Source organism: Campylobacter sp. RM16187 (genome assembly GCF_025319965.1).
Classification (GTDB): Bacteria; Campylobacterota; Campylobacteria; order Campylobacterales; family Campylobacteraceae; genus Campylobacter_A.
The window spans coordinates 1,382,744-1,395,303 of record NZ_CP012549.1 but is presented as its reverse complement, the minus strand read 5'-3'; the positions used below and the strand labels follow the sequence as shown (position 1 = coordinate 1,395,303).

Below are 12,560 nucleotides of genomic sequence, written 5' to 3'. Positions count from 1 at the left end.
TGGGCTGTATAGTTTTTAAAATTTAATTTTTATATGAAATTTAATGTTGAGCAAGTCGTCAAATTTTGACGACTTTATTATCTTGTTAAAAAATATTTTAGTGTTGTTTTTGGTGAGGGTTATGTCCGTGCGGATTGTGGCCGTGCGGATTTTTTCTGTGAGGATTGCTCTCTCCTGCGGCTTGGCTTAGTTTAAGGCCTTTTGAGTTGTATGCCGCACCAAACCCCTTTACATATCTGCCGTCTTTTAACTCAACTTTAATTATATAAAAGTCAGACATATTTCTAAGCTGTTTTATAGCCGATTCTTTTGGATTTTTCTCGGCAAGTTTGTCAAAAATTTCATTTCTAAGTGCTTCGTCTTCTACAAATTTAGCTTCGGCTTTTACACTAAAGCGGTTTCTTGCAAATATAGTCTTGGCAGCACTTTCATCTTCTATGAAAAGAAGTGAAATTTTATTTGGGTTTGCTTTGATCGAGTGGTAGTGCTCGGCTACTGAACTTAGGCAGATGTATATCTCTTCGCCAACTCTTACAAATGGTGTGTATGAGCCAACGCACTGCATATCGCTATGCACGCTTGAAACGATAACCGTTTTAAGAGAGTCGATAAGCTCTACCACGCCTTTTTGGATCTTTTCAAGTCCGTTGCCTACGTCGATGCTTCTATATAGAGCCATTATCTCATCTTTGTAGTTGCCGTTAACTACCTTGTTTAAAAACGGTGCAAAAACCTCGCCTTGATCACATGTGATGATAAGTCCGTCTTCGTTCATGTCGGTTAGTTTTACGTTGCTAACATCTTTAAAAGAACCAAATTTCTTGCAAAACGCAATAACAGTCTCCATGTGATCTGAGTTCATATGCTCGATCGCTCTTTCTTTCATATATTCTCCTTAAAATTTTAGTAAGTATTTATTATAGTAACAAATTGGTTATTAATTAATAATTAAAATCATAAACTATTTTATTTGGCTCAATTTTCCATTTTCGATACTGTAAATTTTATCTGCACAGTCAAAATACGCATCATCGTGACTGATAGCAAATACGGTATAGCCATCTTTTTTAAGTTCGGTTAAAATTTCTTTATAAAACATCTTTCTAAACTGCGGATCTTGATCGGCTGCCCACTCGTCAAGTATGATAAATTTACGTTTTTCAAGCAGTGCAGCAACCATGGCAAGGCGTTTTCTTTGCCCTTGAGAGAGATTTAGAGTGCTAAATTTGTCATCTTTCACGCTTACTTTTTTATCTAAAAACATCTTTTTAAGCAGCTCGTCTATAAACTTATCATCATCGCTTAAGACCTCGTCAAACAGATAAAAGTCGCTAAACACCGCGCTTATGGTGTTTGCGTAAGCTTTTAAATTCTCTTTTGTGATACGAACGTCATCTACATACATCTCGCCGCCATTTGGCTCAAGCAGTCCTGCTAAAATCATAAAAAGAGTCGATTTACCGCTTCCGTTTTTACCCACGAGGAACACAACCTCGCCTCTATTTATCTCAAAATTTATATCGCTAAGTCCAAATCCATCATCCGGGCTATATCTAAAATTTATATTTTTTAAAGTTAGCCTATCCCAGCTTTGCGGGAAATTTTCACTCATGTTAAATTCGGCTTCATACTCGCTTAGATCAAGCTTTTTTAGCTTTTCATAGGCTATTTTTGACTTAAATATACTAGGAATACTTGATACAACCATCATAATCGGAGCTCTTAGAAAAAGTATCGTTAAAGCTATAGTGATAGCATCTTGCAGAGTTGTAACCTTATAAGCAAGACATACATATATGATCACGCCGATAGCTCCAAGCATCATAGAGCTAATCCAGTTACTTGCAAATGATGAAAAAATTTCGGTTTTTATGATATTTGAGCGAAGACTTTTTGCATTGGGTATAAACCTATCGTTATAAAGCCTTTTTGAGCGCTCTAAATTCAGGCTTAGTTCCCTATGACCTTCGATACTGGTTTGATAATCCTTGTATAGCGTATCTTCGTTTTGCCTATGAAGCCCGTAGTATTTGTAGATGTTTTTCATAGAGGTATTGCTGATAAAGATAGTAACGCTCATCCAGATAAGTAAAAATATAAAAATTTCATACGACAGATAGGCTATATAAAAACTTGCAAAAAAAATCACAAGACAGCCTTGGATGATATCAGGAATCCTTGTAAAACCGTTTGTAAGGCTTGTGATATCGCTTGATAGGGAGGCTAGTAGATTTGACTTGCCTATGGCGGTTATTTTTTGGTTTGGAGTGTCTAGGATGCGCTTTACTATCTTCATTCGCATATCAAAAACAAAGTTGTTGCCTATCGTGGAAAGCGCTATTCTAGATAGTATTGACGATGCTAGAAATGCTATTAACAGCCCGAAGAAAGCGACTAAAACAAGAGAGTTTTTTTCCGTTAGAGTGAGAAGGTATTTGTTTATAAAAAATAGTATGAGCATACTTGAGCCGCTTGATATGGCACCTAAAACTATCATTGCGATTATTTTCATAGCAAAACTAAGAGAAATTTTCGGATTCATTTTTGATTTTTAACCTTTTTTGATTTAAAAATCATTATCATATCAGGAAATTTATAAATTTTTAATTTATTCTATATCCAAAAACGCTTCGTCGCTAAAGCCAAAATAGACATTTTCGCCGGTTACCAGCTTATTATCTATAAATTTATCGCTGCTAACGACCGCTTTTATTAAGAAGTCTCCGATCTTAACCTTAGCCAAAAGATATGTGCCGTAAATGATGGAAACTGAGTGTATAAGTCCGATAAATCCGCCACCAAACGGCTCTTTGCTTAGGATTATTTTATTTGGATTGATTGCGATTTTATTTGCGTTTTTTAGAGCTTGCGGCAAGCTAAATTTTACATCAGAGCCAAAATTTAAAAAGCCGTTTTGATTTTCAAATATGTTTTTTATCTCAAATTCGCTTACCTTACCTCTATGTAAAAACACGCTATCTTGCGCGATTGCGCTTAGCCATTTTTCGTCGTGGCTTGCGATTATAAATCCGCTTTTATACTGCTCGCGTTGATACTCCACCGCCTTGCCAAATAGCTTTGAAGTAGCTAGATCCACGCTATTTGTCGGCTCATCGAGCAAATTTAGCTTTGAGCGCAGAGCAAGCACGAGCGCAAATGCCACACGCTGAGTTTGACCCGAGCTAAGCTCATAGTTTTTCTTATCCAAAAAGCTCTTATCAAGCCCCACAAGCTCAAGTGCTTCGCCAACTCTTTGGCTAAATTCACGCTCTAAATTTCTACTTTTTAAAGCAAATTCAAAATTTTGCTTAACGCTTCTTTTTAGAAGCATTGGCTCTGGAAAAAGCACTGAAATTTTACGTAGGGTTTCTAGACCGGGCTTACTCTCTTTCCAAATTTCTACATAGCCCGAATTTGGCTTTTGAAGAAAGGAGATAACCCTTATAAGCGTGCTTTTGCCGCTTCCGTTGTTGCCCATAAGAGCGGTTATGCCGTCAGTTTTTAGCTCCAGCTCTTTTACATCTAAAACCATATTTTTTTCGTAGCTTACTAGCACATCTTTAAGCTTTATCACTTGTCAAGCCTTCTTAGTTGGTGGATGGTTAAATTTACGGCAAATGCGATGAAAATGAGCACTAAAGCAAGCGCGATACCCATCGAAAATTCGCCCTTGTTTGTCTCAAGCGAAATCGCTGTGGTTATCGTGCGGGTAAACCACTTGATGTTGCCGCCTATCATCATGGCAACGCCAACTTCGGCTACGATCCTGCCGTAAGCTGTGGCAAAAACCACAAGCAGCGAGTATCTAAGCTCATAAAGCACCGCTAGGATGAGCTTAACGCCGCTTAAACGATAGCTCATAAGCGTAAGATAGTGCTTGCGCTCCATATTTTCTATCACGCTTGCGGTAAGCGAAACTACGATAGGTATGGCTAGTACAAATTGCCCGAGCATCACCGCTTTTAGCGTAAATAGAAGCCCAAGCTCTCCAAAAGGCCCTTGCCTTGAGATAAAAGCATAAAGTATAAGTCCGATGGCGACTGTCGGTATGGCTAGGGCGGTGTCGCTTAGAAGTCTTAAAAATTTTCTTCCAAAGAAGTTGTAAAAGCCCAGAACAAAGCCGATCGGAAATCCGCAAATGATAGCAAGTAGTATCGATACGCTTGATGTATAAAGTGTCGCCTTAATCGCTGAATAAGTCTCTGCATCGCCGTTTAAAAGCAGGTGAAACGCCGAGATAATGCCCTCTAAGATATAATCCAAAATTAATTTCCCAAATTTGATTTAAATTTATTTAAAATCTGCTATGATAGCACATCTTTATTAAAATTTTAAGGGGAGAAAATGAAGAAATTAATCCTAAGCTCATTAGTTGTTGCATCTACTGTTTTTGCAGCCGACAGCGACCTTGTGATGGCAACCACAACAAGCACCGATAACACAGGCTTGCTAGATGCTATCTATCCTGTTTATAAGGCTGAAACTGGAGTGGATCTAAAATGGACTGCCGTAGGTACGGGAGCGGCACTTAAACTTGGCGAGAACTGCGATGCAGACATACTTTTCGTGCATTCGCCAAAGGTTGAAAAAGAGTTCGTAGAAAAGGGATTTGGCGTTGAGCGCAAAGCCGTAATGTACAACGACTTTGTTTTGATCGCCGATAAATCAATCGCGCCTAAATTTAAGGGCAAAGACATAAAAGGCTCTTTTGAGATGATTAAGGCTGAAGGCATCAAATTCTTCTCACGCGGCGATAAATCAGGCACCGACAACAAAGAAAAAGGCATCTGGAAAAAAGTCGCAGGCGAAGTTCCTGAGAAAGACGCTTGGTACGCTCAAACAGGTCAGGGCATGCTAGCTACGATAAATGCGGCTGCCGAGCAAAAAGGCGTTACGTTTACGGATCGTGGCACATACATCAAATACGAAGCGAATATGAAAAATGATCCGGCTCTTGTAATCGTAAATGAGGGCGATGACGATCTTAAAAATTTCTACTCTGTAATCGCCGTAAATCCTAAACACTGCGCAAAAACCGACGTAGAAAACGCAAATAAATTTATCGAGTGGATAACAGGCGAGAAAGGGCAAAAATTCATAGCTGACTTTAAGCTTATGAATAAGCCTTTATTTACTCCTGATGCGGCTACTCGTAAATAATTTTGCAAAATTTGAGCGGATTTTCCGCTCTCTTTACCCTTTTTAACTTCTTTAAATTTTACAAATTTGCTAAAATCAACTAAAAATTTTAGGAAATTTATTCGTTATGCAGACTATATCCGAAATTTACACAGCTAAAAGCGAGATCAAAAAATCTACATTTTTAAGCTATCTTGTGCCGCTTAGCGAGTTTAAAACAGTGCACGAGCGCCTTAAAACCGAGCATCCAAAAGCCGTGCATATAGTCTGGGCCTACCGCGAACTAAATAAATACAATCAAATCGTAGAAAACCAAAGCGATGACGGAGAGCCAAAAGGCACGAGCGGGGCACCTAGCTTAAACGCTTTGCGTGGAGCAAATTTGATAAATGCAGGTGTATTTATAGTGCGCTACTTTGGCGGGATCAAGCTTGGCACGGGCGGGCTTGTGAGGGCTTATAGCTCGGCTGTAAATTTGGCGATAAATGAGGCAAAGCTAGAAAATTTCGAGCAAAAGAGCGAGTGTCTGTTTTTCGTTCCTTTTGCTTTGATCTCAAGGTTTGATCACTTTTTTGAAAAAGAAAATTTGAGCGAATTTGAACGCGAATTTAACGAGCTTGGCGCGGCTTGGAGCGCTAAATTTAAAGAGGATGAGTTTAAGAAATTTTATGAGTTTGCAAATGTTTTTGAGATAGAGGGGGTTAAATTTCTAGCCTTGCCGATCTTTGCAAATAAATTTACAAGATAAATTTCACACTCTCTTTACAAAACTCATGTATCATTTCAACATAAATCAGAAATGAGGAGAGAAAATGATAAAAAAAATTGTTGCGGCTCTACTTGTCGCAGCCGTATCAACATGGGCAAAAGGAGCCGAAATGGGAAATAAGAGCATAGTTTTAGCAGGAGGGTGCTTTTGGGGCACAGAGGCTTATCTTAAGCAGCTTCCGGGAGTAAAGAGCACATACGTAGCATACGCAAACTCAAAAGTGCCAAATCCAAGCTACCAGCAAGTAAGCTACGGCAACACAAACGCCGCTGAGGCCGTATATGTCGAGTATGATGAGTATGTTATCGATTTGGCTCATCTGCTTAAGTATTTTTTCTATACGATTGATCCGACCAGCTTAAACAAGCAAGGCAACGACCGCGGAACTCAGTATAGAACGGGAATTTACTTTACAGATCCAAAAGATGAGGCTGAAATTTTAGAGTTTATAAAAAACAAGCAAAAAGAGTATAGCAAGCCGATAGTTGTCGAGGTTATGCCGCTGCAAAATATCAGCAAAGCAGAGGAGTATCATCAAGACTACTTAACTAAAAATCCAAACGGATACTGCCACGTGACATTTGAGAGCTTGCCTCCAAAAGACGCGGTGCTAAGCAGTAAAAAGAAAGAGGCGAAAATGGATATGGAAAAACTAAAAGACTATAAAAATAAAGACGATAAACAACTTAAAGGAGAGCTTAGCGACTTGGCTTATGATGTTGTGAAAAACTCAGCCACCGAAAGACCGTTTACAAGTGAGCTAAACGACGAAAAGCGCGAGGGAATTTATGTAGATATCACAAACAATCAACCGCTTTTTTCATCTTATGACAAATTTAACTCAGGATCCGGTTGGCCAAGCTTTACTAAGCCGATAGATGGCTCCTTGCTTGGCGAAGTGGCCGATAATAGCTACGGCATGAGAAGGGTTGAGGTGCGCACAAGTCTTTCTGACTCGCACCTTGGACACGTTTTTGACGATGGTCCAAGAGATAAGGGCGGGCTAAGATACTGCATAAACGGCGCTGCGCTTAAATTTATCCCAAAAGAGGATATGGAAAAAGAGGGTTATGGCTACTTGATACCGTATCTTGAAGAGCAGGCTAAAGCCGCAAAAGCAAAATAGATAAATTTCATGCACTGCCAGTTTTTAGGCGGTGCATGGTTTTCAAAATTTCATTAGCTAAAGGCTAGGCAAATTCAGCCTAAAATTTTAAAGCGGACAAAAACCCTTCTAAGCCCATCTTGATATCTTTAAATGTAGTTTCAAAATCGCCTGTATACCAAGGATCAGCGACATCATCACTAGAACCTGCAAATGACAGCAGCTTTGTAACTTTTGGGCTTTTAAATCCCGCGATACGCTCGATATTTTTTATATTTGCCGTGTCCATTGCGATTATGTGGTCGTAGTAGTCTATATCGCTCTTTTTCATCTGCACCGCTCTATGAGGCACGACTGCTACGCCGTTTTGCTTTAGTTGTGTTTGAGTGCCGTGATGAACGGGATTACCGATCTCTTCGCTACTTGTGCCGGCTGAAGCTATCTCAAATTTGCTCGCTAAAGCGCGCTGCGCTACTATATGAGTAAATAACGACTCAGCCATCGTGCTTCTGCAGATATTGCCGTGACATACGAACAAAACCTTTATCATGCACTTAAACTCCGGCCTCAAGCTGCTCCATATACTCTTCAAACGTGCCTTTAAAATCAACGATCTCGCCATCTCCTTTAAGGTGGATAATGCGGTTTGCAAAGGCGTCAATAAGCTCTCTGTCGTGGCTTACGCAGATAACATTTCCGCTAAATTTATAAAGCGCCTCGCCAAGAGCGATGATCGCCTCGAGGTCAAGGTGGTTGTTTGGCTCATCTAATATCAGCAAATTTCCGCGATCAAGCATGATCTTACTAAGCATTAATCGGTGTTTTTCACCTCCGCTTAGCGCGCTTACTGATTTTTCCTGCTCTGCGCCGCTAAATAGCATCCTACCAAGACACTTTCTAATCTCGTCTAAGTCTTTGTTTTTCTCATCTTGCAGCCATTCGTATAGCTTTAGATCGCCTGAGATTTTATTTGTCGTATCTTGCGCGAAGTAGCTTGGCTCGATAGTTGCTCCTATGTGGATATCGCCGCTATCTGGCTTAACCTCGCCAATTATAATCTTACAAAGCGTGCTTTTGCCCACACCGTTTGCGCCGATAATGGCTACCTTGTCGTTCTTTTCAAGCTTAAAGCTAAAATTTTCAAAAAGCGTTTTATCAAATTTTTTGCTTATGCTTCGCACTTCTAAAATTTCATTTCCTATGTCGCGTTTAGTACGGAAAAGTATGCTTGGATCGCGTCTGCTTGAGACTTTGATCTCTTCTATATCAAGCTTGCTTAGCTGCTTTTGACGGCTTGTAGCTTGGCGAGCTTTGCTTGCGTTTGCGCTAAATCTGGCGATAAATTTCTCAAGCTCCTCTTTTTCTTTGAGCTTCTTATCGCGCTCCATCTCATGCTGCTTTGCAACGAGGGTTGATGCGATATACCAGTCGTCGTAGTTGCCCGTAAATTCGCGAATTCTCTTAAAATCAACATCTAAAATATGCGTGCAAACGGCATTTATAAAGTGGCGGTCGTGGCTTATAACAACCATCGTGCCTTCGTGGCGATTTAGCTCGTTTTCAAGCCATTTTATGCTTTCGATATCAAGGTTGTTGGTTGGCTCGTCTAAAAATAAAATATCAGGCTTTGGAAAGAGCACTTGAGCCAAAAGCACCTTAAATTTATCAGAGTTTTCAACCTCGCTCATAAGCTTATCAAAGTCGCTAAAGCCAAGCGAGCTTAGAATTTTTTCTATCCTTGTTTCATACTCATAGCTTGGATCTTCTTCAGCCGTTATCATCTCTAAAACGCCCAGGCGCTCATTTATCTCATCAGTAAATTCCTCGCTCATATAAAGCTTTTCTTTCTCTTTAACCGCGTCATAAAGGCGCTTGTTGCCGTATAAAACGGCGTCTTTGATAGTAAAATTTTCAAATGCAAACTGATCTTGTCCGAGCGTGCCTACACGAAGACCGTTTTCGATGATGATGTCGCCTGAATTTGCCTCAAGTTCGCCTGATAAAATCTTTAAAAACGTTGATTTGCCGGCTCCGTTTGCACCGATGAGTCCGTATCTGTTTTGGCGATTTAGCTTTAAATTTACATCTTCAAACAGAAGCTGCGCGTTAAATCTCATAACTAAATTTTTAATCTCAACCATTATCTTCCTTATATTTAAATTTTATGGATTTTGCCAAAAAGTCGTTTAAAATTGCTATAAACCAATAATTAACTTTACAAATTATTTTTTTGTAAATTTGTAACATAATGAAATTTTGTAACACATAGATACAAAGTTACATTATTGTATGGACATAATTATAATATTTTATGCTATAATCCTCGAAATTTATGTGTTATAAAAAGTATAGACAATATAAATAAAATATAATTTTGTCATTTATTTTTATAATATTAAAAAGTGTATAAATAAATTTTAGCAAGATATAGTGTAATTTTTATATAAAATTAAGTCTTGCAAATTTGCTATATTTCTAACTTTTTTATAATACATACTGTTCTTGGGATTTTTATAGCGGTCAAAAGTTATATTTATAGATAATAGACATTTTTTATAGTATTATTTATAAATATTTCTTTATTTGCTACTATAGAGATAAATCCTACAAATATATTGTTGAATTATTGTTTTTTATAAAATAATTGTTGTTTTATAGTTTTAGGTTGTGTGCTTATGTGCTATACGGAAATGGAGTTAAAAAATTAATGCAAATAGTAAGTTCTCTAGTCTGGTTTTTGTGGCAATAATATTTATATAATGAATGTTCAATATATTTTTTGATATACGGCAAAATCAAATATAAGATTGGAAGAATGAGTATTAATTTAGATAGGCTGTTAAATAATTCGGATATTAATCAAAGTTTTTATATTGCTCTAGTAGGACTTATAGTAGCTCATGCTTTATATTTGTTTATATTTTTGTTTATAGACAAAATAGACCTTGCGTGTATGAATATTGTTAGCATTAGTTTGTATGTATACGCTATATATATTATAAAAAAATATCAAAATGTAAAATTAACTCTCACCATTACACAAATAGAAATATTTTTGCACTCTTTTATATGTACTTTGAGTCTTGGTTGGAGTTATGGATTCCAAAATATCACACTTGCACTTGTGTCCATAGCGTTTTTTATAAATTTTAGTAATAAGTTTTTAAGTCATATTATTACTATTACTCAGGCGACTGCTTATTTATTTTTATATATATATTTTAAAGATCAAATTATAATTCAAAATTTTGAATCAGAAGCTATGTATATATTTAACTTTGCTTTAATTATCATTTCTTTAATATTTTTATCGAAATTATTAAAAATTCTTAATGCAATGGCTTATATAGATATTCTTGAAAAGCAAGAACGGCTACAGATAGCTGCAAATAAAGATCTTTTAACGGGACTTTACAATAGGCGTGGTTTTGAAAATACAGTGTGTGAAAAAATAATAAATTGTGATGGCGGTTCGAGTATAGTAGTTGGCGATTTGGACGATTTTAAAAGAATTAATGACGACTTTGGTCATATGGCCGGGGATGAAGTATTAAAAATAGTTTCAAATATTATAAAATCCAATATTAGAAAAGATGATTATGCCTGTAGATGGGGAGGCGAGGAGTTTTTGATCGCTCTTTTGAATACAGATTTTAAAAACTCGGAATTTGTTCTAAATCGTTTAAGGGAAAAAATACACAGATACAAATTTAAGTTTGATTTAATTGAAACCAGAACTTCTATAACTTTTGGATTTGTTTATGCAAGAATGACTCAACAAATTGATATAATACTGGCTATTCAAAAAGCCGATAAGCTACTTTATATGGGCAAAAGAAGTGGCAAGAACTGCGTAATAGGAGAGACTGTTGACATGAGCATGCTGAAACAAGAAGCAAACACTGCAAATATCTAAAATTCAAACAAAAAACATTATCTCTTCTTCTAAAATTTCAGGCTTTAACTTCACTATTAATCCTTATGTGGGTTGCCCGCACGCTTGCATTTATTGTTATGCCGAATTTATGCAAAAGATGAGCGGACACGCTGAAGCTTGGGGCGAATTTGTAGATGTTAAGGAGTTTGATGAAAATTCTCTGGCGAAATTTCTAAGCACTTATAAAGGTGAGCGAATTTTCATGAGCTCGGTTACGGATTGCTATAGCCCATTTGAAGCCAAATTTAAAAACACTCGTAAAATTTTAGAAATTCTTAGTAGCTCAAATGTAAATTTGCAAATTCTAACCAAATCCAAGCTGGTTTTGCGTGATATCGATCTTTTTAAAACTATGCCGAATTTAAGAGTAGGGCTTAGTTTTTCTACGCTTGATGAGAATTTACGAGCTGTTTTTGAGCCAAGAGCAAGCAGGATTAGCGAGCGTTTGGATGCGTTAAAGACGCTAAAAGAGCAGGGTATTAAGACATTTTTATTTGTAGCTCCTATTTTTCCTGCTATCACGCCCGCCGTTAAATTTGCGCAGGATTACAGCGACATAGCTGATGAGATCATGTTTGATAGGCTAAATTTATATCCTGCTTTTAAAGATAAAATTTTAGCCTTTATAGGACGAAATTTCCCACATCTTTTAAGCCTTTATAAGCAAATTTATCTTTTTGGTGACAACTCTTACTGGACTGATCTTGCAGCCGATTTAGAGGAGATTTTAAGCGAGCAAAAGGCAAACTACAAGATATGTTTTAAGGATTAAGATGAGTTCTGTTTTGTTTAGATTTTTAGCTCTGTTTTTTGGAGTTTATCTGCTTGTTTTGGCGCTTCTTTACTTTTTTCAGGAGCGACTTTTGTTCGTGCCAAGCAAGCTTGATGAGGGGTTTAAATTCGAATTTAACGCTAAATTTAAAGAGATAAATTTAAACGTAGATGGTGCCGTGCTAAACGGACTTCATTTTTATGCGAGCAAGCCAAAGGGCGCGGTTTTGTTTTTTCACGGCAACGCAGGCTCGCTTAAGGGCTGGGGCAAATTTGGCGAGTTTTACACAAGGCTCGGATATGATTTTTACGTTTTTGACTATAGAGGCTACGGTAAAAGTAGCGGCGAGATAAGAAACGAAACCGAGCTCATGAGTGATGCTCACGCGATGATGACAAGAGTGCTCGAGAAGTTTAACGCAAAGGATATCACGCTTGTTGGCTATTCGCTTGGAAGCGGGCTTGCGGCAAATATCGCGAGCAAATTTGAAGTGCCTAAGTTGGTTTTGGTGGCGCCTTATTTTAAATTTGACGAGCTAGCCAGCTCAAAGGTATTTTTCGTGCCAAAATTTATAGTGAAGTATAAAATTCCAACCGTTTCGTTCATAAATGAGGCAAAAAATACGCAAATATCGATAATCCACGGCAAATTTGACGATCTTATAGAGATATCAAACTCCTATAAACTAGCCAAGCATTTAAAGCCTGATGATAAATTTTACAAGATTGAGGCAGGTCATAACGATATACTTTATAACCGCGAATTTGAGCAAAATTTAGAAGAAATTTTAAGCAGATAGCTTAACCCGCCCAGCTTGTGGGCTAAGCGGGTTAAAGAA

Annotated in this window: 12 protein-coding genes; 6 read left to right on the top strand and 6 right to left on the bottom strand. The window is 37.5% G+C overall.

Annotated features, from left to right (window positions below; translation table 11 throughout):
- Positions 1–97: 97 nt before the first annotated feature.
- From CDOMF_RS07420 to tupB, 4 genes are all read right to left on the bottom strand, one after another.
- Positions 98–886 (bottom strand): HugZ family heme oxygenase, encoded by a 789-nt coding sequence (locus CDOMF_RS07420; RefSeq protein WP_260951373.1) that lies wholly within the window; start codon positions 884–886, stop codon positions 98–100.
- Positions 887–961: 75 nt separating this feature from the next.
- On the bottom strand, positions 962–2,542 hold the full coding sequence (locus tag CDOMF_RS07415) for a cyclic peptide export ABC transporter (RefSeq protein WP_260951372.1): 1,581 nt from the start codon (positions 2,540–2,542) through the stop codon (positions 962–964).
- 66 nt (positions 2,543–2,608) lie between these two features.
- Positions 2,609–3,574: a tungstate ABC transporter ATP-binding protein TupC gene (gene tupC / locus CDOMF_RS07410; RefSeq protein ID WP_260951371.1), complete on the bottom strand. Its 966-nt coding sequence runs from the start codon at positions 3,572–3,574 to the stop codon at positions 2,609–2,611.
- Positions 3,571–4,263, bottom strand: a complete 693-nt coding sequence (gene tupB, locus CDOMF_RS07405; protein WP_260951370.1) for a tungstate ABC transporter permease TupB — start codon at positions 4,261–4,263, stop codon at positions 3,571–3,573. Before tupB ends, tupC begins: the two co-directional genes overlap by 4 nt.
- A gap of 81 nt (positions 4,264–4,344) precedes the next feature.
- Between tupB and tupA the strand changes: the two genes are divergently transcribed.
- The 3 genes from tupA to msrB all read left to right on the top strand — a co-directional run bounded on the left by tupA (position 4,345) and on the right by msrB (position 7,034).
- Positions 4,345–5,160, top strand: a complete 816-nt coding sequence (tupA, locus tag CDOMF_RS07400; RefSeq protein WP_260951369.1) for a tungstate ABC transporter substrate-binding protein TupA — start codon at positions 4,345–4,347, stop codon at positions 5,158–5,160.
- Positions 5,161–5,266: 106 nt separating this feature from the next.
- A complete protein-coding gene (locus CDOMF_RS07395) occupies positions 5,267–5,887 on the top strand; it encodes an IMPACT family protein (RefSeq protein ID WP_260951368.1) in 621 nt (206 codons plus the stop codon).
- 67 nt (positions 5,888–5,954) lie between these two features.
- The gene (msrB, locus tag CDOMF_RS07390) at positions 5,955–7,034 is read left to right on the top strand and encodes a peptide-methionine (R)-S-oxide reductase MsrB (RefSeq protein WP_442863536.1); all 1,080 of its coding nucleotides are present in this window, start codon (positions 5,955–5,957) and stop codon (positions 7,032–7,034) included.
- 79 nt (positions 7,035–7,113) lie between these two features.
- Here the strand turns inward: msrB and CDOMF_RS07385 are convergent, their stop codons facing one another.
- Positions 7,114–7,584: a low molecular weight protein-tyrosine-phosphatase gene (locus tag CDOMF_RS07385; protein ID WP_260951367.1), complete on the bottom strand. Its 471-nt coding sequence runs from the start codon at positions 7,582–7,584 to the stop codon at positions 7,114–7,116.
- Complete coding sequence (locus CDOMF_RS07380; RefSeq protein WP_260951366.1) at positions 7,568–9,154, bottom strand: ABC-F family ATP-binding cassette domain-containing protein; 1,587 nt, start codon at positions 9,152–9,154, stop codon at positions 7,568–7,570. Before CDOMF_RS07380 ends, CDOMF_RS07385 begins: the two co-directional genes overlap by 17 nt.
- 674 nt (positions 9,155–9,828) lie before the next feature.
- Between CDOMF_RS07380 and CDOMF_RS07375 the strand changes: the two genes are divergently transcribed.
- From CDOMF_RS07375 to CDOMF_RS07365, 3 genes are all read left to right on the top strand, one after another.
- The gene (locus CDOMF_RS07375; protein ID WP_260951365.1) at positions 9,829–10,929 is read left to right on the top strand and encodes a GGDEF domain-containing protein; all 1,101 of its coding nucleotides are present in this window, start codon (positions 9,829–9,831) and stop codon (positions 10,927–10,929) included.
- A gap of 67 nt (positions 10,930–10,996) precedes the next feature.
- Positions 10,997–11,722 carry a radical SAM protein gene (locus CDOMF_RS07370; protein ID WP_442863500.1) on the top strand — a complete coding sequence of 242 codons (726 nt, stop codon included), beginning with the start codon at positions 10,997–10,999 and terminating at the stop codon, positions 11,720–11,722.
- A 1-nt stretch (position 11,723) separates the two neighbouring features.
- Positions 11,724–12,521, top strand: a complete 798-nt coding sequence (locus CDOMF_RS07365; RefSeq protein WP_260951364.1) for an alpha/beta hydrolase — start codon at positions 11,724–11,726, stop codon at positions 12,519–12,521.
- The last annotated feature ends 39 nt before the right edge of the window (positions 12,522–12,560 follow it).

What these genes read in the sequence shown, in the direction of transcription:
- CDOMF_RS07375 (WP_260951365.1), top strand. Translation starts at nt 9,829, where the DNA reads ATGAGTATTAATTTAGATAGGCTGTTAAATAATTCGGATATTAATCAA.
- CDOMF_RS07365 (WP_260951364.1), top strand. Translation starts at nt 11,724, where the DNA reads ATGAGTTCTGTTTTGTTTAGATTTTTAGCTCTGTTTTTTGGAGTTTAT.
- CDOMF_RS07415 (WP_260951372.1), bottom strand. Translation starts at nt 2,542, where the DNA reads ATGAATCCGAAAATTTCTCTTAGTTTTGCTATGAAAATAATCGCAATG.
- CDOMF_RS07380 (WP_260951366.1), bottom strand. Translation starts at nt 9,154, where the DNA reads ATGGTTGAGATTAAAAATTTAGTTATGAGATTTAACGCGCAGCTTCTG.
- tupA (WP_260951369.1), top strand. Translation starts at nt 4,345, where the DNA reads ATGAAGAAATTAATCCTAAGCTCATTAGTTGTTGCATCTACTGTTTTT.
- CDOMF_RS07420 (WP_260951373.1), bottom strand. Translation starts at nt 886, where the DNA reads ATGAAAGAAAGAGCGATCGAGCATATGAACTCAGATCACATGGAGACT.
- CDOMF_RS07395 (WP_260951368.1), top strand. Translation starts at nt 5,267, where the DNA reads ATGCAGACTATATCCGAAATTTACACAGCTAAAAGCGAGATCAAAAAA.